The sequence below is a fragment of the Micromonospora sp. CNZ322 genome (genome assembly GCF_007827755.1).
The window spans coordinates 240,294-259,519 of the sequence record NZ_VITD01000003.1 but is presented as its reverse complement, the minus strand read 5'-3'; the positions used below and the strand labels follow the sequence as shown (position 1 = coordinate 259,519).

19 protein-coding genes are annotated in these 19,226 nt (G+C 71.9%); 8 read left to right on the top strand and 11 right to left on the bottom strand.

Annotation, left to right across the window (positions count from 1 at the left end):
* Window positions 1–42: 42 nt before the first annotated feature.
* On the bottom strand, window positions 43–1,221 hold the full coding sequence (locus FB453_RS09830; protein ID WP_112583660.1) for an NAD(P)-dependent malic enzyme: 1,179 nt from the start codon (window positions 1,219–1,221) through the stop codon (window positions 43–45).
* Window positions 1,222–1,366: 145 nt separating this feature from the next.
* Window positions 1,367–1,717, bottom strand: a complete 351-nt coding sequence (locus FB453_RS09825; RefSeq protein ID WP_222431341.1) for a S24/S26 family peptidase — start codon at window positions 1,715–1,717, stop codon at window positions 1,367–1,369.
* Window positions 1,718–1,801: 84 nt separating this feature from the next.
* Between FB453_RS09825 and sodN the strand changes: the two genes are divergently transcribed.
* Genes sodN through FB453_RS09810 form a run of 3 tightly spaced genes read left to right on the top strand, consistent with a single transcriptional unit; the run spans window position 1,802 to window position 3,164 of the window.
* Entirely contained in the window at window positions 1,802–2,206 is a 405-nt protein-coding gene (gene sodN / locus FB453_RS09820; RefSeq protein WP_145789301.1) for a superoxide dismutase, Ni, read from the top strand.
* The gene (locus FB453_RS09815; protein ID WP_145789299.1) at window positions 2,203–2,724 is read left to right on the top strand and encodes a GNAT family N-acetyltransferase; all 522 of its coding nucleotides are present in this window, start codon (window positions 2,203–2,205) and stop codon (window positions 2,722–2,724) included. Before sodN ends, FB453_RS09815 begins: the two co-directional genes overlap by 4 nt.
* A gap of 32 nt (window positions 2,725–2,756) precedes the next feature.
* On the top strand, window positions 2,757–3,164 hold the full coding sequence (locus FB453_RS09810; RefSeq protein ID WP_145789297.1) for an ATP-binding protein: 408 nt from the start codon (window positions 2,757–2,759) through the stop codon (window positions 3,162–3,164).
* A 22-nt stretch (window positions 3,165–3,186) separates the two neighbouring features.
* Here FB453_RS09810 and FB453_RS09805 read toward each other — a convergent pair whose 3' ends face one another.
* Window positions 3,187–3,576, bottom strand: coding sequence for a hypothetical protein (locus tag FB453_RS09805; RefSeq protein WP_112583663.1), 390 nt, complete (start codon window positions 3,574–3,576; stop codon window positions 3,187–3,189).
* 43 nt (window positions 3,577–3,619) lie between these two features.
* Between FB453_RS09805 and FB453_RS09800 the strand changes: the two genes are divergently transcribed.
* Window positions 3,620–4,570 carry a diacylglycerol kinase family protein gene (locus FB453_RS09800; RefSeq protein WP_145789295.1) on the top strand — a complete coding sequence of 317 codons (951 nt, stop codon included), beginning with the start codon at window positions 3,620–3,622 and terminating at the stop codon, window positions 4,568–4,570.
* 450 nt (window positions 4,571–5,020) lie between these two features.
* Window positions 5,021–5,278: a WhiB family transcriptional regulator gene (locus FB453_RS09795; RefSeq protein WP_088950012.1), complete on the top strand. Its 258-nt coding sequence runs from the start codon at window positions 5,021–5,023 to the stop codon at window positions 5,276–5,278.
* A 90-nt stretch (window positions 5,279–5,368) separates the two neighbouring features.
* Here the strand turns inward: FB453_RS09795 and FB453_RS09790 are convergent, their stop codons facing one another.
* From FB453_RS09790 to FB453_RS09775, 5 genes are all read right to left on the bottom strand, one after another.
* Window positions 5,369–6,172 carry a sirohydrochlorin chelatase gene (locus FB453_RS09790; RefSeq protein ID WP_486480222.1) on the bottom strand — a complete coding sequence of 268 codons (804 nt, stop codon included), beginning with the start codon at window positions 6,170–6,172 and terminating at the stop codon, window positions 5,369–5,371.
* On the bottom strand, window positions 6,154–6,915 hold the full coding sequence (locus tag FB453_RS09785) for a phosphoadenylyl-sulfate reductase (protein ID WP_145789292.1): 762 nt from the start codon (window positions 6,913–6,915) through the stop codon (window positions 6,154–6,156). Before FB453_RS09785 ends, FB453_RS09790 begins: the two co-directional genes overlap by 19 nt.
* Window positions 6,912–7,073: a hypothetical protein gene (locus FB453_RS34130; RefSeq protein ID WP_165435836.1), complete on the bottom strand. Its 162-nt coding sequence runs from the start codon at window positions 7,071–7,073 to the stop codon at window positions 6,912–6,914. The genes FB453_RS09785 and FB453_RS34130 overlap by 4 nt, the downstream gene beginning before the upstream one ends.
* Window positions 7,070–8,782 carry a nitrite/sulfite reductase gene (locus tag FB453_RS09780; RefSeq protein ID WP_112583665.1) on the bottom strand — a complete coding sequence of 571 codons (1,713 nt, stop codon included), beginning with the start codon at window positions 8,780–8,782 and terminating at the stop codon, window positions 7,070–7,072. The genes FB453_RS34130 and FB453_RS09780 overlap by 4 nt, the downstream gene beginning before the upstream one ends.
* 292 nt (window positions 8,783–9,074) lie before the next feature.
* Window positions 9,075–9,986, bottom strand: a complete 912-nt coding sequence (locus FB453_RS09775) for a helix-turn-helix domain-containing protein (protein WP_145789290.1) — start codon at window positions 9,984–9,986, stop codon at window positions 9,075–9,077.
* A gap of 63 nt (window positions 9,987–10,049) precedes the next feature.
* Here FB453_RS09775 and FB453_RS09770 point away from each other — a divergent pair, with 63 nt between their 5' ends.
* Window positions 10,050–11,075, top strand: a complete 1,026-nt coding sequence (locus tag FB453_RS09770; protein ID WP_145789288.1) for an aldo/keto reductase family protein — start codon at window positions 10,050–10,052, stop codon at window positions 11,073–11,075.
* Window positions 11,076–11,111: 36 nt separating this feature from the next.
* Window positions 11,112–12,620, top strand: coding sequence for a glycosyltransferase family 39 protein (locus FB453_RS09765; RefSeq protein ID WP_145789286.1), 1,509 nt, complete (start codon window positions 11,112–11,114; stop codon window positions 12,618–12,620).
* A gap of 211 nt (window positions 12,621–12,831) precedes the next feature.
* Here the strand turns inward: FB453_RS09765 and FB453_RS09760 are convergent, their stop codons facing one another.
* A complete protein-coding gene (locus tag FB453_RS09760; RefSeq protein WP_145789284.1) occupies window positions 12,832–14,424 on the bottom strand; it encodes a PAS domain-containing sensor histidine kinase in 1,593 nt (530 codons plus the stop codon).
* A 25-nt stretch (window positions 14,425–14,449) separates the two neighbouring features.
* Entirely contained in the window at window positions 14,450–15,481 is a 1,032-nt protein-coding gene (locus FB453_RS09755) for an SIS domain-containing protein (protein ID WP_112583670.1), read from the bottom strand.
* Between the two features lie 189 nt (window positions 15,482–15,670).
* On the opposite strand from FB453_RS09755, the gene FB453_RS09750 reads away from it, so the two are divergent.
* The gene (locus FB453_RS09750) at window positions 15,671–17,512 is read left to right on the top strand and encodes a tetratricopeptide repeat protein (protein ID WP_145789282.1); all 1,842 of its coding nucleotides are present in this window, start codon (window positions 15,671–15,673) and stop codon (window positions 17,510–17,512) included.
* Between the two features lie 31 nt (window positions 17,513–17,543).
* Here the strand turns inward: FB453_RS09750 and FB453_RS09745 are convergent, their stop codons facing one another.
* Window positions 17,544–19,130, bottom strand: coding sequence for an MDR family MFS transporter (locus FB453_RS09745; RefSeq protein ID WP_091406083.1), 1,587 nt, complete (start codon window positions 19,128–19,130; stop codon window positions 17,544–17,546).
* Window positions 19,131–19,226 lie beyond the last annotated feature (96 nt).

Below are 19,226 nucleotides of genomic sequence, written 5' to 3'. Positions count from 1 at the left end.
GCGCACAGGCCGGCGGCGCAGAGCGCCCCCGGTCAAGTGCGCTTACCGGCGGGCGACGCCGTCGCGGCGGGCGGCTTCGGCGACCGCCTCGGCCACGGCCGGCGCGACGCGCGGGTCGAGCGGGGACGGAACGATCGCGTCGGCGGTCAGGGAATCGGCCACCACGCCGGCGATGGCGTCCGCGGCGGCGACCTTCATCGCCTCGGTGATCCGCGTGGCACCGGCATCGAGCGCACCGCGGAACACACCGGGGAAGGCCAGCACGTTGTTGATCTGGTTGGGGTAGTCGCTGCGCCCGGTGGCGACCACCGCGACGTGCCGGGCGGCCACCTCGGGGTGCACCTCGGGGGTCGGGTTCGCCAGCGCGAACACGATTCCGCCGGGCGCCATCCCGGCCACCGCCGCTTCGGGGATCTGCCCGCCGGAGACCCCGACCAGCACGTCCGCGCCGCGCAACGCCTCGGTGATGTCGCCTTGGCGGCCGTCGGCGTTGGTGCTCGCCGCCAGCTCGGCCTTGGTGCCGGTCAGCTCGGTGCGGTGCCGGCCGATGATCCCCTTGGAGTCACAGACCACCACCTGGTCGGGGTTGACGCCCCCGGCGATCAGCATCTTCGTCACGGCCACGCCGGCCGCGCCCGCGCCGCTCACCGCCACCCGCAGGTCACCGAGCTTGCGGTCGAGCAACGTCGCGGCGTTGCGCAGCGCGGCGAGCACCACGATGGCGGTGCCGTGCTGGTCGTCGTGGAAGACCGGGATGTCCAGCGCCTCGTCGAGCCGACGCTCGATCTCGAAGCAGCGCGGCGCGCTGATGTCCTCCAGGTTGATCCCACCGAACGAGGGCGCCAGCGCCCGCACCACCGCGACGATCTCGTCCACGTCCTGGGTGTCCAGGCACACCGGCACTGCGTCCACCCCGGCGAACTGCTTGAACAGCACCGCCTTGCCCTCCATCACCGGCAGCGCGGCCCGGGGACCGATGTTGCCCAGCCCGAGCACCGCCGAGCCGTCGGTGACCACCGCGACCGTGTGCGACACCCAGGTGTAGTCGTCCACCAGGGCGGGGTCGGCGGCGATCGCCTCACACACCCGGGCCACCCCCGGGGTGTACGCCAGGGAGAGGTCCTCCCGGCTGGTGAGCGGCACGGTCGAGGTGACGGCCATCTTGCCGCCCCGGTGCAGCAGGAAGACGGGATCAGCGGGGTCCACGGTGGACGAAGACATGGTGGTGACTCCAGGATCTGTCGAGCAGATGTGAGGCGGCCGGCCCCGCCGCGAGGTGGGCGGCGAGCGGTGGCACGCGGTGCGGGGGGTCACCCGGGCACTTTCCGAGCATAGTGTCGACACCACCCCTCGGATGTGAGCAGGGTCATAACTGACGACGGGGTACCCGCCCGGGGCGCGGCCAGTAGCGGGCCACCACGCGTCCTCGTACGTCGGCCACCCCGTACGCCCGGGAGTCGTCGGTGATCAGGTCGTTGTCGCCGCGCAGCCACCAGCCGCCGTCCTGCGGCCGGACCGCACGCTTCACCACCAGCAGATCGGGGCGGGTCCGGAAGACCGCGACCACCACGTCGCCGGCTCGGATCGGGCGGCCACCGGGACGAACCAGTACCGCGTCACCGTGCCGCAGGGTCGGGGCCATGGACGGGCCGGTCACCAGAACGGCGGTCAGCGGCTTCCGCAGCCGGGGCACCTCAGCCGGGTGATCGACGGCCACTGGTTTCACCTCCACCCGGTTCGGGGAGCATTCCCAGGAGTAATGTCGCCTTTGATCATCGCAAACTTCCCATGGAGGATCCCGATGCGACTTCCGCGCATCCTTGCGCCCCGCGTCACCGCGAGCGCTCACTGCGACCTGCCGTGCGGTGTCTACGACCCGGCTCAGGCCCGGATCGAGGCCGAATCGGTCAAAATGATCTGCGAGAAGTACCAGGCGAACACCGACCCGGAGTTCCGCACCCGCGCCATCATCATCAAGGAGCAGCGCGCCGAGCTGGTCAAGCACCACCTCTGGGTGCTGTGGACCGACTACTTCAAGGCCACGCACTTCGAGAAGTACCCGCAGCTCCACCAGCTGTTCAACGAGGCCACCAAGCTCGCCGGCGCCGGTGGCGTCAAGGGCAGCCTCGACCCGGCCACCGCCGACAAGCTGCTCGCGAAGATCGACGAGATCTCGAAGATCTTCTGGGAGACCAAGAAGGCGTGACCTCCCCGGTCATCCCGACGATCCGGCCGGCACGTCCCAAGGACGTGCCGGCCGTCGTCGCCATGGTGCACGAGTTGGCCGAGTACGAGCGCGCCGCGGAGCAGTGCCACCTCACCACCGAGCAACTGACCTCGGCGCTGTTCACGACTGCTCCGGCGCTCTTCGGTCACGTCGCGGTGGACGAGCGCGACGAGCCGGTCGGCTTCGCGTTGTGGTTCCTCAACTTCTCCACCTGGGCCGGCGTGCACGGCATCCACCTGGAGGACCTCTATGTCCGGCCGGCCGCCCGCGGCACCGGAGCCGGTCGACTTCTGCTCGCCGCGCTGGCCGACATCTGCGTCCGGCGCGGCTACCAGCGGCTGGAGTGGTGGATGATCGACTGGAATCCGGCCGCCGGCTTCTACGCCTCGATCGGCGCCGAGCAGATGAGCGAGTGGGTTCCCTACCGACTCAGCGGCGCCGCGCTCCGCGAGCTGGCCGGGCACGCCACCACCGCCGGCACGCGTATGGACGGCTGACCGGGTAGAGTCCCCGACCGGGGGGATGAGGCGTGACTCAACTGACTGGCCAGCCAGCGATCGACGACGACGTGGTGCACCTCACGGTGCCTGCCGACGGCGGTTACCTCGGCGTGCTCCGCACCGCCACCGCCGGTCTCGCGGCCCGGTTGCAGTTCGCGCTCGACGAGATCGAGGATCTGCGGATCGCGGTCGACGAGGCGTGCGCCATGCTGCTCGCCATCGCCACCCGCGACGCCGAGTTGGAGTGCCGCTTCGCGGTCACCGAGGACGCGCTGACAGTCGAGGTGACAGTGCCGACCGTGCGCGGTGCCACCCTGCCCGCCGAGTCGTCCTTCGCCTGGAAGGTGCTCACCGCGCTGACCACCTCGGCGTCCGCCACCTCCGCCGGCGATCGAGCCACGATCGCGCTGCTCACCCGCCGCTCCGGCGGCTACTGACCGGTCCGACGCACCGGCGCGGTCACTCGAAGCCGAGGGCGCGGGTCGTCGGAGGGCAGATCAGCAGCCAGGCCACGCCCAGGCCGAGCGCCATCAGCGGCACGCCCAGCCAGCCCAGGCCAGCCTGGATCATGAACCACCCGATCGGCAGCAGCATCAGCTGAAGCACGATCGCGGGAGCTCGTGCGCCCGCCTGACGGCGCAGCAGCGCGCGACCCAGGGCCCAGAGCACGACGGCCGCCCCGATGGCGAACGCGGTCACCAGCAACGCCGCCAGCAGGTCGGTACGGGTGGCCGTGAGGTCGGCCCAGACCAACCAGACGGCGATCAGCCCGACGACGGCCGCCTCCGCCCACAGCAGCCGGACCGCCCAGCGGAGCGTGACGGGGATCGGGTCCGAGTCGATGGTCACGCGCGCCACGATACCCGGGCTGCCGGAAGGTACAGTGCCGCCCATGCGGGCCGTCCTGGTGGTCAATCCGAAGGCCACCACCACCAGCGAACGCAGCCGGGACGTGCTCGTCCGGGCGCTGCGCAGCGAAGTCGATCTCAGCGTGCGCTACACCCGTCGGCGTGGGCACGCCGTGGCGTTGGCCCGGGAGGCAGCCGCTGAGGGCGTCGACCTGGTCGTCACCCTGGGTGGCGATGGCACGGTGAACGAGGTGGTGAACGGCCTGATGACGGCCGAACCGCCGACTCGCGCCGGCGACGCGCCGATGGCCGAGCGACTGCCCGCGCTGGCGACCGTCCCCGGTGGCTCGACAAACGTGTTCGCCCGTGCGGTGGGTCTGCCCCGGGAGTGGCCGGAGGCGACCAGCATGATCCTGGAAGGACTGCGGCTGGGCCGGAGCCGGACGGTGGGTCTGGGCCTCGCCGACGACCGCTACTTCACCTTCTGCGCCGGCTTCGGCCTGGACGCCGCTGTGATCCACCGGGTGGAGCAGGCCCGGCGGAAGGGGCGGGTCTCCACACCGTCGCTCTATCTGCGTTCGATCATGAATCAGTACTTCTTCGCCTCGGACCGGCGGCACCCGGCGATCGTGCTGGAGCGTCCGGGAGAGCCAGCGGAGGCTGAGCTGGCCACCGTCATCATCCAGAACACGGCCCCCTGGACGTACCTGGGCGACCGGGAGGTCAACCCGAACCCGGCGGCGTCGTTCGATCTCGGGCTGGATGTGCTGGCGTTGCGTCAGCTCCGGGTGGCTAGCACAACACGGACAGTGACGCAGTTCCTGTCCCGGCAACCGGATCCGCACGGTCGGCAGGTGTTACGACTCCATGACACGGCGAAGTTCACGCTGGTCTCCAGCCGTCCGCAGGCCTTCCAGCTGGACGGGGACTATCTCGGCGAGCGGGAGAAAGTCAGATTCACCTCCGTTCCGGCCGCACTGAGAGTAATCTGCTAGGTCTCGGGTACTGCCCTTGGTCGACACGGTGGCCACAACCGATCGACCTGGTCGCCGCCACACCGAGGGGCGGGTGCCGGAAATGTCAGCAATGTCACGCGGACTGTACTATATTGATCCTCGGCTGTGGCACGGCGGGTAACCAGGAAAGCACTGGAACCCGGACAAAGGGGTTGTGGGCTTGCTCACCGACCGGAGTTTTTCCGAGCGTCACCCTTGACATCGCGACTGTTCGTGAAAGTATTCACAAGCGAACTTGAGTTACCGGGACATTGCCTGGATATGCTCGTCAGGTTGAGCTGTTCCAGCAGGTCCCCGGCGCTGAACGCCTGCTCACGCACTGCCGAATGGACGGATGCTAACTGTCACCATCGGCACTGCGGATGCATATAGGAAAAGCACGACCAAGCAATTGTTCGCCACCCATCCAGAATGAGGAGTGTTGCCGCCATGGACTGGCGTCACCATAGTGTCTGCCGCGACGAAGACCCGGAGCTGTTCTTCCCGATCGGGACGTCCGGACCGGCTCTGCTGCAGGTCGAGCAGGCCAAGGCCGTCTGCAGGCGCTGCTCCGTGACCGACCAGTGCCTTCAGTGGGCACTCGAGTCTGGTCAGGACGCCGGCGTCTGGGGCGGAATGAGCGAGGAGGAGCGGCGCGCCGTCAAGCGGCGTGGCGGTCTCCGGGTGCTGCGCGCTCACTCTGCCTGATCCCCAACACACAGCTGTACGCCCCGGTGGGTTCGCCCACCGGGGCGTTCTGCTGTCCGGCACCGGATCACACAGTGCCAGCACGGGTTATCAGCCCGTAGACGCCAGCACTGGCAGGTCGTCGACCCGACGCAGCACCAGCTCGACCAACTCCGGTGCGTCGGTCAGCGGCGCGGCGACCGCCACCGCACCCGCCGCCCCGGCCGCCTCGGTCACCGCGTCGTGGAACAGCCCCGGCGCCAGGAAGTAGGCGGCCACCGCGACCCGGCGCGCGCCGGATGCCCGCAGCCGGGACACCGCCACACCGGTCGCCGGTGGAGCCGCCGAGGCGTACGCCACCCGGCAGGGCACCCCGAACTCCACGCCGAGCGCGTCGGCGACCCGGCCCACCGATCGTCGCGCCCGCGCGTCCCGGGTGCCCGCCGCGGCCAGCACCAACGCGTCGAAGCGGCCCGGACGCGTCTCACCCAGCCGCCGGCACAACCCGGCCAGCAGCGCAGGATCGGGCGTGTCGTCCGCCGGGCCGAGCACATCGGTCACCCGTACCGACAGTGGTGGCCCGGACCGTGCCGCTGCGGCAACCGCCGCCGGAATGTCCACCCGATGGTGGTACGCGGCGGTCAGCAGCAGAGGCACCAGCACCGCCCGGCGATGACCGGCCACGGCCAGGTCGCGCAGCACCTCGGTCGGCCCCGGCTCGGTGTGGTCCAGCCAACTCGCCCACACCGGTGTGCCCGGCCGGGCCGCCGACACCGCCCGAGCCAGCGCCCGGGTGGCATCGGCCGCCCGCGGGTCACGGCTGCCGTGCGCGACCAGCACCACCGGGTCCGCCCCGCCAGCCGCACCGGGGCCGGTCAGGGTCGCCGCCGGGGAGGTCAGACGTGCAGCCCGCACTCGGTCTTCTCGAACATGGCCCACCGGCCGGCCCGCGCGTCCTCGCCGGCCTTGGTACGGCGGGTGCACGGCCAGCAGCCGATCGACCCGTAACCCTGCTTGAACAGCTCGTTGACCGGCACGTTGAAGCGGGCGATGTAGGAGTCCACATCCTTCTGCGACCAGGCCGCGATCGGGTTGACCTTGACCTTGCCCCGACGCGCGTCGAAGGTCACCACCGGTGTGTTGGCCCGGCTCGGCGACTCGTCCCGACGCAGACCGGCAGCCCAGGCGTCGTACCCGGTCAGCGCCCGTTCCAGCGGCTCCACCTTGCGCAACTGGCAGCAGTCGTCCGGCGACTTGTTGAACAGCCGGGGCCCGTACTGGCCGTCCTGCTGGCCGACGGTGAGCCGGGGCCGGATCGACCTGACGTTCACCGGCAGCGTCCGGGCGACCTCGTCGCGTACCCGCAGCGTCTCGGGGAAGTGCAGGCCGGTGTCGAGGAAGACCACGTCCACCCCGGGGGCCACCCGGGAGACCAGGTGCGCCAGCACGGCGTCGGCCATCGAGCTGGTCACGCAGAACCGCTCACCGAAGGTCTGCGCCGCCCAGCGGGCGATCTCCAGTGCCGGGGCGCCCTCCAGGTCCCGAGCGGCCTGCTCGGCCAGGGACCGCAGCTCGTCCGGGTCGCGCCGGGTCGGGTCGGCCGGCGTCGAGCCGCCCGGGCCCACCAGTCGCAGGCTCGCGGCCGAGACGAGACTCATGAGGTCACCGCCCGACTCAGCAACCCGGTGAACTTCACCGAGAAGACCCGGGTGCAGGCGTGGCACTCCCAGGCGCCGTGACCCGCCTCGTGCGGCCGCAGGTCCTCCTCGCCGCAGTACGGGCAGTACAGAGGTGCCGCTCGGTTCTCGCTGCTCACCGCAGTTCCTCCTCGTCGACTCTGATCACCCAGTTGGCGAACGTCTCGCCCTCGCTCCGACCGGCCAGGTAGCGACGGGCCAGCCGTTCCACGTACTCCGGAAGTTCGTCGGCGGTGGTCTTCAGGCCGCGGAGCTTGCGGCCGAAACCGGCGGTCTGCCCCTGGGCCATGCCCAGCCCGCCGCCCAGGTGCACCTGGAAACCCTCGACCTGCCGGCCGTCCGGGCCGACCACCAGTTGACCCTTGAGCCCGATGTCGGCCACCTGGGTGCGTGCGCACGCGTTCGGGCAGCCGTTGATGTGGATCGAAATATCCGCGTCGAAGTCGCGCAGCCGCTGCTCCAACCGGGCCACCAACTCCTCGCCGCGGGCCTTCGTCTCGACGATGGCGAGCTTGCAGTACTCGATGCCGGTGCACGCCATCGTGCCGCGCCGCCAGGCCGACGGCCGGGCCTCCAGACCGATCCCGCGCAGCGCGTCGATCAGTGACTCCGTCCGCTCCGACGGCACGTCGAGCACCAGCAGCTTCTGGTACGGGGTGAGCCGCACCCGATCGCTGCCGTGCGCCTCGACCACGTCGGCCAGCTGGCTGAGCTGCGCGCCGGAGACCCGCCCCACCACGGGAGCGGCGCCCACGTAGTGCCGCCCGTCGGACTGCTCGTGCACGCCCACGTGGTCGACCGGCTTCGACGGCAGGACCGGCGGCGGGCCGTCGAGCAGCGTACGACCGAGGTAGTCCTTCTCCAGGACCTCGCGGAAGCGCTCCACGCCCCAGTCGGCCACCAGGAACTTCAACCGGGCCCGGTTGCGCAGTCGGCGGTAGCCGTAGTCGCGGAAGATCCCGACCACTCCGGCCCACACGTCCGGCACCTCGGCCAGCGGCACCCAGACGCCGAGCCGCTTGGCGAGCATCGGGTTCGTGGAGAGGCCCCCACCGACCCAGACGTCGAAGCCGGGCCCGTGCTCCGGGTGGTCGACACCGAGGAAGGCGATGTCGTTCGACTCGTACGGGGTGTCCACCAGCCAGGAGATCGACGTCTTGAACTTGCGGGGCAGGTTGGAGAACTGCTTGTCGCCGACGTACCGGGAGACGATCTCGTCGATCGCCGGAGTCGGGTCGAGCAGCTCGTCGCGGGCCACCCCGGCGACCGGGCTGCCCAGCACGATCCGCGGGCAGTCGCCGCACGCCTCGGTGGTCTGCAAACCGACCGACTCCAGCCGACGCCAGATCTCCGGCATGTCCTCGACCCGGATCCAGTGGTACTGGATGTTCTGCCGGTCGGTGATGTCGGCGGTGTCCCGCGCGAACTCCCGGGAGATGTCCGCGATCACGCGCAGCTGGGCAAGGCTGAGCTGCCCGCCGTCGATGCGGACCCGGAGCATGAAGAACTCGTCCTCCAGCTCGTGCGGCTCCAGCACGGCGGTACGCCCGCCGTCGATGCCCGCCTTGCGCTGGGTGTAGAGGCCCCACCAGCGGAACCGGCCCCGCAGGTCCTGCGGGTCGATCGAGGCGAAGCCGCGGTGCGCGTAGATGGTCTCGATGCGGGCCCGGACGTTGAGCGGGTCGTCGTCCTTCTTGATCCGCTCGTTGGGGTTGAGCGGCTCGCGGTGGCCGAGCGCCCACTGACCCTCACCCCGTGGCCGGCGCGGCGCTCGGGTCGGGCGAGCCGTCGGGTCCTCGGAACGGGCCGGGATGCTGCTGACCGCCATCGCGGCGTCCTCCGTTGTCTGCTGTGCCTCGGGATACGCGGGGCGCGGCGGCCGGCCCGGCGAAGCGGGCGGGACAACGGTGTCTTCAGACAGCCGGCGCGGAGCGCGCCCGAGACAGAATGGTCGGGCGTCGTCAGTAGGCCGGACAGATCGCGCTGCGCACGCGGCCGTAATCGACGTGGCGACGTGCCACGAAGCGGCGGACGACTGCGGCGGTCATGGGCCCATGCTGCCACACCCCAAGGGGGCCGGCCAATGTCCACGTGCTGGATCCCACATCACGGGCCGCGGCTCAGCCGACCAGCTGGTCACCAAGGACAGTTCGGGCATAACGCACCACCCGCCCCTGTCGTACGCCGACGATCAGGCCGTTGTCCCGCAGCGTGGTGAGGTGGTGCGACGCCGTCGCCGGCGCGAGACCCAGCATCGCGGCCAGCTCCCCGGTGCTCAGCGGCGAGTCGAGCAGGGAGAGCGCCGCCGCCCGGGTACCGCCGAGCAGGGCGCCGAGCGCCGCGCTGGGCGCCGGCGAATCCCACAGCCCGCCCAGCCCGGTCGGTGGATAGCAGAGGGCGGGCCCGGCGTCGCCCTCCATGATCGCGTGCACCGTCGGCCCGGAGAACGCGGTGGGCAGCAGCGTCCACGGGCGTCCGTCCAGGCCGGCCGGCACTGTCGTGCCGACGGCGACCCGCAGCGCCGCGCCGTCCCACCGAATCAACGGGTGCACCTCGCGAAGCAGGGTCCGCCCGCCCTGCTCGGCGGCGAGCAGCGTCCGCCGCCGGATGTCGGCCAGCGCGAGCGCCCGCAACCGGGGCCAGTCCGGTGCGATCAACAGGGTGAAGTACCTGTGGAGTTGCGCGACCAACTCGTCCGGGGACAGCCGGGGTGCGCCGGCCCGCTCCAGTTGCCGGCGCATCCGGGACGGGTCGGTGCCGGCGACCGCCCGCAGCTCGGCGGCCAGGTTCGGTGCCACTCCGATCGGGGTGAGGAAATCCGGCACGTAACCGTTGGACGACCTGAGCACCGCCAACAGCGGTTCCAGGCCGGCATCCGGCAGCAACCGCTCCGCACGCTCCCGCCATGGCCGGTGCATCCAGTACTTCGCCGGCTTGCGTAACGCCCAGGAGCTGGCCACCAACTCGGCCAGGGGCGAGTGCACGAACCTGACCCGGCTCAGGTCGTCGGGCGAGAACCGGACCTCGATCACCCACCGATTCGACCACGTTCGAACGGTTCGGCGACAGCGCCGGGCGGCCCGACGATTCTCGCCATGGAGTACAGGCAACTGGGCCGGTCGGGCCTGCGCGTCAGCGCGGTCGCGTACGGCAACTGGGTCACCCACGGCAACCAGCTCGACGACGACGCGGCGGCCGCGTGCGTGACCGCCGCCCTGGACGCGGGCATCACCACGTTCGACACCGCCGACCGGTACGCCCAGGGGCGGGCCGAGGAGGCGTTGGGCAAGGCGCTGAGCGGTGTCCGGCGCAGCTCGGTCGAGCTGTGCACGAAGGTGTGCCTGCCGGTCGGGCCGGGGGCCAACGACGCCGGGCTGTCCCGCAAGCACATCATCGAGGGCTGTCACGCCTCGCTGAGCCGGCTGGGCACCGACTACCTCGACCTCTATCAGGCGCACCGGTACGACGACAGCGTGCCGCTGGCGGAGACGATGCTCGCCTTCGCCGACCTGGTCCGCCAGGGCAAGGTGCTCTACGTCGGCGCCTCCGAGTGGACCGCCCCGCAGCTGCGCGCGGGCCTCCGGCTCGCCGCCGAGCTGCACATCCCGTTCATCGCCAACCAGCCGCAGTACTCCATGCTGTGGCGGGTGGTGGAGGCCGAGGTGTCGCCCGCCTGCGCCGACCTCGGCCTGGGCCAGCTCGCCTGGTCGCCGCTCGCGATGGGCGTGCTGACCGGTCGGTACGAACCTGGCCGACGCCCGCCCGCCGGCTCCCGGGCCACCGACGGTTTCGGTGGCCCGTTCATCGCCCGCTACTCGTCGGATCTGCTGCTCTCCCGGGTACGCCAGCTCCGGCCGATCGCCCAGGCCGCCGGCTGCACGATGGCCCAGTTGGCGGTGGCGTGGGTGCTGCGCCGGCCGACCGTGGCGGGCGCGATCGTCGGCGCGTCACGGCCCGAACAGCTCGCCGAGACGGCCAAGGCCGCCTTGGTACGGCTCGACGACGAGCTGATGGCCGAAATCGACGCCGTTCTCGACGAACTCGTGGAGCGTGATCCGGCGAAGACCGCCCGGCCGAACGACGTGATGCCCGCCTGGCGCCCGCCACCTGCCGCCGGCTGACGCCCACGGAGGGGGTGGCCGTGGCAGGCTCGGACCGTGGGGCAATTGTCCGAGAGGTCGGCCGGAGCGACGTGGGAGCACCTGCGCCGCCTGCCGGTCTGGCTCCCCCCGGCGCTGTTGACCCTGGCGGTGACCCTGACCGGGCTGGGCTCCGCCCAGCTCTGGCGCGACGAGCTGGCGACGTGGAGCGCGGCCACCCGGTCGCCCGGCGACCTGGCCCGACTGGCCGGCACCATCGACGCCGCCACCGGGCCGTACTACCTGCTGATGCACCTCTGGACGAGGGTCTTCGGCGACTCCACGATCGCCCTGCGCGTACCGGCCGTGTTGGCGATGACAGTGGCCGCCGGGTTGCTCGCCGTGCTCGGCGCGCGGCTCGTCGACCGGCGCGGCGGCCTCTTCGCCGGGCTGCTGTTCGCGGTGCTCCCTGGCACCTCCCGCTACGGGCAGGAGGCTCGCCCGTACGCGCTGGCCACCATGCTCGCCGTGCTCGCCACAGTGCTGCTGGTGACCGCGCTGCGTCGACCGAGCTGGTCCCGCTGGGCCGGTTACGCCGCCGCCGTCGCCGCTCTCGGGCTCATTCACCTGATCGCGCTCACAGTGCTCGCCGCCCACGCGCTGGTCGTTCTCATCGCCTGGTGGCGGGGCCCGGCCTCGGCCGGCATCGCCACCCCGTCCCAGCCCGACGCCGGGCGGGACCGGCGAATGTGGCGGTGGCTGGTCGCCGTGGTGCCGGTCGCGCTGCTGACCGGCCCGCTGCTGGTCAAGGCCCGGACCCAGCAGTCCCGGCAGTTGAACTGGGTCCACCTGGCCCGGCTGGACGACCTCACCGCGCTGCCCGGCGGCGTCACCCAGAGCAGTGTGGTCGGTGGACTCCTGGTCGGGGTCGCCGCGCTGGGCGCGGCCCGACTCGGGCGACGCGCCCTGCTGCCGGTCGGCGCGGTGCTGCTGCCCGTACTGCTGCTCTTCGCCGCCGGCACTGTCGTACCGCTGTGGGTGCCCCGGTACCTGGTCTTCGTGGTGCCCTTCGCGTGCCTGCTGGCGGGCGCGGCGCTGGCTGCCGTGGCCGCTCCGGCCGCGCTCGCCGTGGTGGTCCTGGCCGGGCTGCTCGGCCTACCCGACCAGGCCGCGCTGCGACGGACCCACGAGTGGCCGCGCAGCGCGCCGGTGGACTATGCGGGGGCGGCCCGGGTGATCGCCGACGGTCAACGCCCGGGGGACGCGGTGGTCTACTCGCCCCGGCACAGCTGGCTCTTCCTCGATCTCGGCATCAAGTACCACCTCAGCGACCCGCCACGCGACGTGCTGGTCACCGAGGACGAGGTCCGCCGCGGCGATCTGTGGGCCGCTGAGTGCCCACAGCCAGCACAGTGCCTGGCCGGTACGACACGGGTGTGGCTCGTCGTCTCCGGCCGGAACGCCGAGCCGCTGGCCGCCGTGCCCGGCGCCAAGGGCGACGCGCTGCGCAGGGACTTCATCGTCACCCAGGTCTGGCAGCGCCCCGGCCTCACCGTCGCCCTGCTGACCAACCGCGCCGACCGTTGACCCGTTGACACAGCCCCGGGTTGCCGCGTCGGGCCCGTCGCTGCTCGGGCCGTTCCCAGCGCTCACAACGGCGACCGCTCGGCCGGACACGCCACCACGCCGGGCCCGCGAACGCGTCACGCGCTGCCAGCGCTCTGGCTACGGCTAGGCGCGCCTCCGCCGGGCCGGCCGCCGGTCCGCAGCACGCGGAAGGGGGCGAGCGGCGCGGCGGTCAGGCCTGCGAGCGGCCGTCGTGGGTGTTGCGGGCCAGCGGGACGATCAGCATGGCCTCGGTGCCACCGTTGGCGCCGGCGCGCAGTTCGATGGTGCCGCGCAGCTCACCGGTGATCAGGGCTCGGACGATCTGGAGGCCGAGCCGGCTGCCGCGTTCGGCGTCGAAGTCCGGGGGCAGGCCGCGCCCGTTGTCGGTCACCGAGACGTGCAGCATCTTGCGGAACCGGTGCGCGGAGACCACCACCTCGGGCCGCAGCGACGGGTCCACCTCGGGAGCGGCGACCGGCACCATGCCGGAGGCGGCGGCCACCGGCGCCTCCTCCGCCTCGTCGGCCGGCGGGAAGCCGTGCTCGACGGCGTTGAGCAGCAACTCGTTGAGGACCATCACCAGCGAGGTGGCGATCTCCGCCGGCAGTACGCCGAAGCTGCCCCGCCGGCGCATGCCGACGCTCACCTCGGTCGCCGCGACCTCGGTCGCCGCGCTTGCCACCCGGTCGACGATGCCGTCGAACTCCACCGCCTCGTCGCTGGACATCGAGAGCGTCTCGTGCACCAGGGCGATCGAGGCGACCCGACGGACCGATTCCTCAAGCGCGACCCGGGCCTCCGGCATCGCCACCCGGCGGGCCTGCAACCGCAGCAGCGCGGCCACCGTCTGGAGATTGTTCTTCACCCGGTGGTGGATCTCCCGGATGGTGGCGTCCTTGGTGATCAGTGCCCGGTCCCGGCGGCGAACCTCGGTGATGTCCCGGACCAGCACCAACGCTCCGATCGGCACCCCGGCCGGCATCAGCGGCAGCGCCCGGGTGAGCATCGTGGCACCTCGTGCGTCGATCTCCCGGCGGGGTGGCGCCTCACCGCGCAGCGCGGCCAGGATGCCGTTCGAGGCCTCGGTGCCGTCCAGCGGGTCACCGGCCAGCCGACGGTGCAACGCGGCCAGGTCCTCCCCCACCAGGTGCGAGGCGTAGCCCAGTCGGCGGTACGCGGACTGCGCGTTCGGGCTGGCATAGGTGACCTTGCCGCCGGCGTCGAGCCGGACCAGGCCGTCGCCGACCCGGGGTGCCGAGGTGGTCTCGCCCGGATGCCTTGGCGGCGGGAAGGTGCCGTCCGCGATCATCTGCGCCAGGTCGTCGGCCGTGGTGAGGTAGTTGAGCTCCAGCTGGCTGGGCGTACGCGCGGTGGAGAGGTTGGTGTCCCGCCCCACCACGGCGATCACCTCGCCGGCCTCCCCCTCGGCGGTACGCAGCCGAACCGGGATCGCCTCGTGCCGGGCAGGCACGTCGCCGTACCAGACCGGGTCGCCCTCGCGCCAGATCCGGCCCTGGGAGTACGCCACCTCCAGGTGGGCCACCTCCGGCCCGCCGACGATCCGACCTACCTGGTCGTCCTGGTAGGCGGTCGGTGCGGTGGTCGGGCGCACCTGGGCGACGCAGAGGAACGTGCCGTCGGCGTCGACCGGCACCCAGAGCAGCAGGTCAGCGAAGGACAGGTCGGAGAGCAGTTGCCAGTCGCCGGCAATCCGGTGCAGGTGGTCGATGTCGGCCGGACGGAGATGGGTGTGCTCCTCGGCGAGGTCGCGCAGCGTGGACACGGTGACCAGGGTGCCACGCCGCGTCTCACATCGTCGCGGTGACCTTCTTCAAACCGCGCGGCGCGTCCGGGTCCTCGCCTCGGGTGAGTGCCAGTGCCAGCGCCAACCGCTGCATCGGCAGGATGTCCAGCAGCGGGGCGTACCGCTCGTCGACCTCGGGGACGGCCAGCCGGGTGGCACCCGGCACGTCGGCGGAGCCGACCACCACGACGTCGGCGCGGCGTTCGCCGAGGCGGGGCAGCACCTCACCCATCGACCGGCCACCGGGGCCGGAGCCGACCACGGCGAGCACCGGGACCTCCGGGTCGGTCATCGCGAGCGGGCCGTGCAGCAGGTCGGCGCCGGAGAAGGCGAGCGCCGGCAGGTACGAGGTCTCCATCAGCTTCAGCGCGGCCTCCCGCGCGGTGGGGTACGCGTACCCCCGGCCGGTGGTGACCAGCTGACGGGCGAACCGGTAACGCGGGGCGAGCTGGGCCGGGGTGCCGTCGGCCAGGGTGCGGGCGGCCAGCTCGGGCAGTGCGTCAAGCGCCTCCCGTTCGGCCTTCGGGAGCACGCCGTCGCCGGCCCGGATCCCCTCCACCAGCATCAGCAGGGCGAGCAGCTCGGCGGTGTACGTCTTGGTGGCGGCCACCGCCCGCTCGTGCCCGGCGGCGATGTCGACGCTCAGCTCGGCCACGTCGACCAGCGGCGAGTCGGGGGCGTTGGTCACCGCGAGGGTCAGCGCACCGGAGGCTCGGGCGGCGCGCAGCACCTCGGCCAGATCGGGCGAGCCGCCGCTCTGGCTGACCCCGACGACCAGCGCATCGGAGAGGTCGGGGCGAGCCCCGTACAGGGTGACGACGCTGGGCGACGCCAGCCCGGCGGGCAGGCCGAGCCGGATCTCGGTCAGGTACGCCCCGTAGAGCGCCGCGTGATCGGAGGTGCCCCGCGCGGTGAAGACCACGTGCCGTGGCCGACGTTCCGCGATGACCGCCGCCACCCGGGCGATCTCGGCGGCGTTGGCGGCGGAGAGCAGGCGCGCGTAGCCAGCTGGCTGCTCGTCGATGTCGGCGGCCATTCCAGCCCCTGCACGTGTCACGGAAACCCCTCCCCCTGCGCGGTTGCCGCGCGATTCTTGCTCAGTCTTGCACTTTTGAGCGTATCTCAGCAATCGAACGAGCAGGACTGCGCAGGTGATCACCAGTTGATCTCAATATCAACTAGGCTTTACCCGTTGTGCCCGGTCTAACTGCCACGAGAGGACGACGTGCCCGAGGGAACGGACGATCCCGCGCTCTCCGCGACGGAGGAGCTGGCGCTGGCCCGGCTGGCACTCGACGAGGGCGACCTGCACCACGCCGCCGGCCATCTCGCCGGCGCTCTGGCACGGGCCCCCACCCTGCCGGAGGTGCACGAGACGCTGGCCCGGCTCGCCGCGACGAGCGGCGGCGGCCTCGACCTCTTCCCGATCAATCACCACACCTTCGTCGGTGCGGTCGTCGCCCGCGCCCACCTCCTCGCCACCGCCGGGCGCCCCGCCGAAGGGCTGGAGCTGCTGGCCGCGGCAACGTCGTACGCCCCCGGCACCGAGTGGGCCGGCGTGCCCTGGGTCACCGCGCCCGAGCTGGCCGAACGACTGGACCCGGAGCACATCGCCCGCGTCCTCATGCAGGTCTGCGCCGCACTGCCCGACCCGGTGCCACGGATCGGCCGGGCCCCGCTGACCCCGTACCTCACGCTCGCCCGCAACGCCGCCACCGTGCACCCCGAACACGGCCTGCTGCTGGGCGCAGCGTCCGCGCTAGCCCGGCGCCTCGGTGAGGTCGAGCTGGCGGTCCGCTGGGCCACCCGAGGGGTACGCGCACAGCCCTCGAAGATGGGCGAGGTGTGGCTCGGGTACGCGTACCGCAGCTCGGGCCGGACCCGCGACGGCCTCGCGGCCCTCGGTCGGGCCGTCGAGCTCGACCCCGACGACCTGGCGATCTACGCGGACATCGCCGGCACCCTGGCAGAGATCGGCCGGCTGGACGAGGCGTTGGAGTGGACCGAGCGGGCGCTGTCGCGCGATCCGTCGTTCGACTGCGCTGTGCACACCGCCCACCGCCTGCGGCACCTGCGCGACGGTGACCTCGCCCACCTGGTCGCGCTCGCCGACTTCGTGCGGGACCATCCGGACGACAGCCACGAGCACGGCGACCTGGCCCAGTGCTGCCGAGGTCGGCCCTGGCTCGGCCAACTCACCCCGGCCGGTGGGCCCCTGGTCGACGCGATGCGCCAGGCGGTGGCCGATGACGACAACGGTCTCGGCGGTGCCGTACGCCTACCCGCCGCCGCCCCGCCGAGCGCGGTCGGGACGGCGATCTCCACCGCCCCCGGGCTGCGGATCGAGGTCGTCGGCGCGCCGGAGCCCGACCCGCGCGAGCCCCGGCGGGAGTCCGCTGCGCGGTTGTGGCACTACGCGGACGCGGTCCCCACACCCGCGCTGGCGGCGCCATCGGCGACGGCGGTCGAACGGATCGGGCAGATCGCCCACCCGGCGTGGGCACACCCACCGGCGGCGTACGACGCGGCGGTGGGCCTGGCCGGCCTCGACCTGGGCGACCTGCTCGGTCTGCTGGTGCATCCGCCGGCGGCGCCGGCCAACGCGGTGGGTCGGCTGCTGGCGGCCCACGACCCGTCGGTCTGGGTCCGTGGCGTGCAGGTGTGGGCGTGTCTGGGGCTGCTGCACCACCGCACCGACGAGCCGTGGGAGGGCTCGACCCGGCGCCGGGTGCTGCTCGATCTGATCTGGGGCGTCGAGGACTGGGTCACCGAGGCGGCACTGTTCGCCCTGGTCACCGCCGCCTGGGTGGACCCGTCGGTGCGGTCGGACGTGGCCCGGGTTGTGGCGGAGCGGCTGGCCGACGTGGCTGCCGTGGCGCGGAGCCGACCGGTCCCGATCGCCGCTTCGCTGGCTCACCTGGCACTCGCCGCCCCGCAGTTGGATCCGGCGACGGCGGCACTGGCCACCGAACTGCTGGTCGCCCACTCCCCCCGGCTTCCCCGCCCCCGCAACCCTCTGCGCCGCCTCTGGCAACGCCTGAGCAGGCGCGCGCCGCGCCGACCGTGACGGTCGACGCGGCGCGTGTCGCGTGGTTGGGTCAGGCGACCGGCGCCTTGCCGAGGGCGACCTCGGCGTCCTCCTCCGGGGTGGCCTGCGGCGGCGCCTCGTTCGCGGTGCGCAGCGGGATCTCCTTGATGAACCAGGCGAGCACCGGGATCACGATGGTGAAGAGCACCGCCCAGAGGAAGACGTGCGAGATGGCGTCGGAGAGACCACCGAGCACCGCCTCGCGCGCCTGAGCGGGCAGCTCCTTGAGCTTCTCCAGGTCCATCCCGGCGCCGGCCTCGCCGCCACCGAAGGCCCGACCGCCCTCGGAGCTGGCCAGCCGGTTGGCGAAGATCGCGCCGAACAGCGAGATGCCGAACGAGCCGCCGATCGACCGGAAGAAGGTGGCCGCGCCGCTGGCCGCGCCAAGGTCCTTCTGCTCCACGCTGTTCTGGGCGATCAGCATCGACGTCTGCATGAGGAAGCCCATGCCGACGCCGAGCACGATCATGTAGAGCGAGGACATCAGCTTGCTGGTGTCGGTGTCGAGCATGGACAGCAGCGCCATGCCCGCGGTCATCACCACACCACCGATGATCGGGTACGCCCGGTACCTGCCGTTGCGGGTGATCGCCCGGCCGATGACCAGCGAGACGACCAGCATGCCGAACATCAGCGGCAGCAGCAGCAGACCGCTGTTGGTGGCCGACGCCCCCTGCACAGTCTGCTGGTAGAGCGGCAGGAAGTTCATCGCGCCGAACATCGCGAAGCCGAGCAGGAAGCCGATCACCGAGATCAGCGCGAAGTTGCGGTTGGCGAAGAGCGCCAGCGGCAGGATCGGCTCCTGGACCCGGCGTTCCACCAGGCCGAACGCCACCAACGCGACGACGGCCAGCACGGCCAGGCCGAGGATCTGCGGGGACGTCCAGTCGTACTCGTTGCCGCCCCAGGTGGTGATGAGCACGATCGCGGTGATGCCGACCGAGAGCAGCCCGGCGCCGAGCCAGTCGATCCGGTGCTCGGTGCGGTACTTCGGCAGGTGCATGGTGGTGATCAGCACGAGCAGCGCGATTCCGCCCAGCGGCAGGTTCACGTAGAACGCCCAGCGCCAGGAGAGGTGGTCGGTGATGAATCCGCCCGCCAGCGGGCCGGCGACCATGGCGATGGCCATGATGCCGGCGATCATGCCCTGGTAGCGCCCGCGCTCGCGGGGCGGGACCAGGTCACCGATGATCGCCATCACGCCGACCATGAGGCCGCCGGCGCCGAGGCCCTGCACGGCCCGGAAGGCGATGAGCTGGACCATGCCGTCCTCCGGACCGCCGAGCATCCCGGAGCCGGCCATGCCACAGAGGGCGGAGCCGACCAGGAAGACGACGACCGAGGTCAGGAAGACCGACTTGCGGCCGTAGAGGTCACCGAGCTTGCCCCAGATCGGGGTGGAGACGGTGGTGCCCAGGACGTACGCGGTAACCACCCAGGTGAAGTGGTTGAGCCCGCCGAACTCGCCGACGATCCGCGGTAACGCGGTGCTGACGATCATATTGTCGAGCATCGCGAGCATCATCGCGATCATCAGCCCGAACAGCACGACCCGGATGTTGTTGGGTCGAGTGCCGGCCTGGGTTGCCTGAGTCATGGGTAAGCTCCCCCGAAGATTGCCGTACTTACTTGCCGCCCGGCTAGTCACCTTACTAGCCGCACGGTAAGTTGGGTACGAGTAACGGTCAAGCCA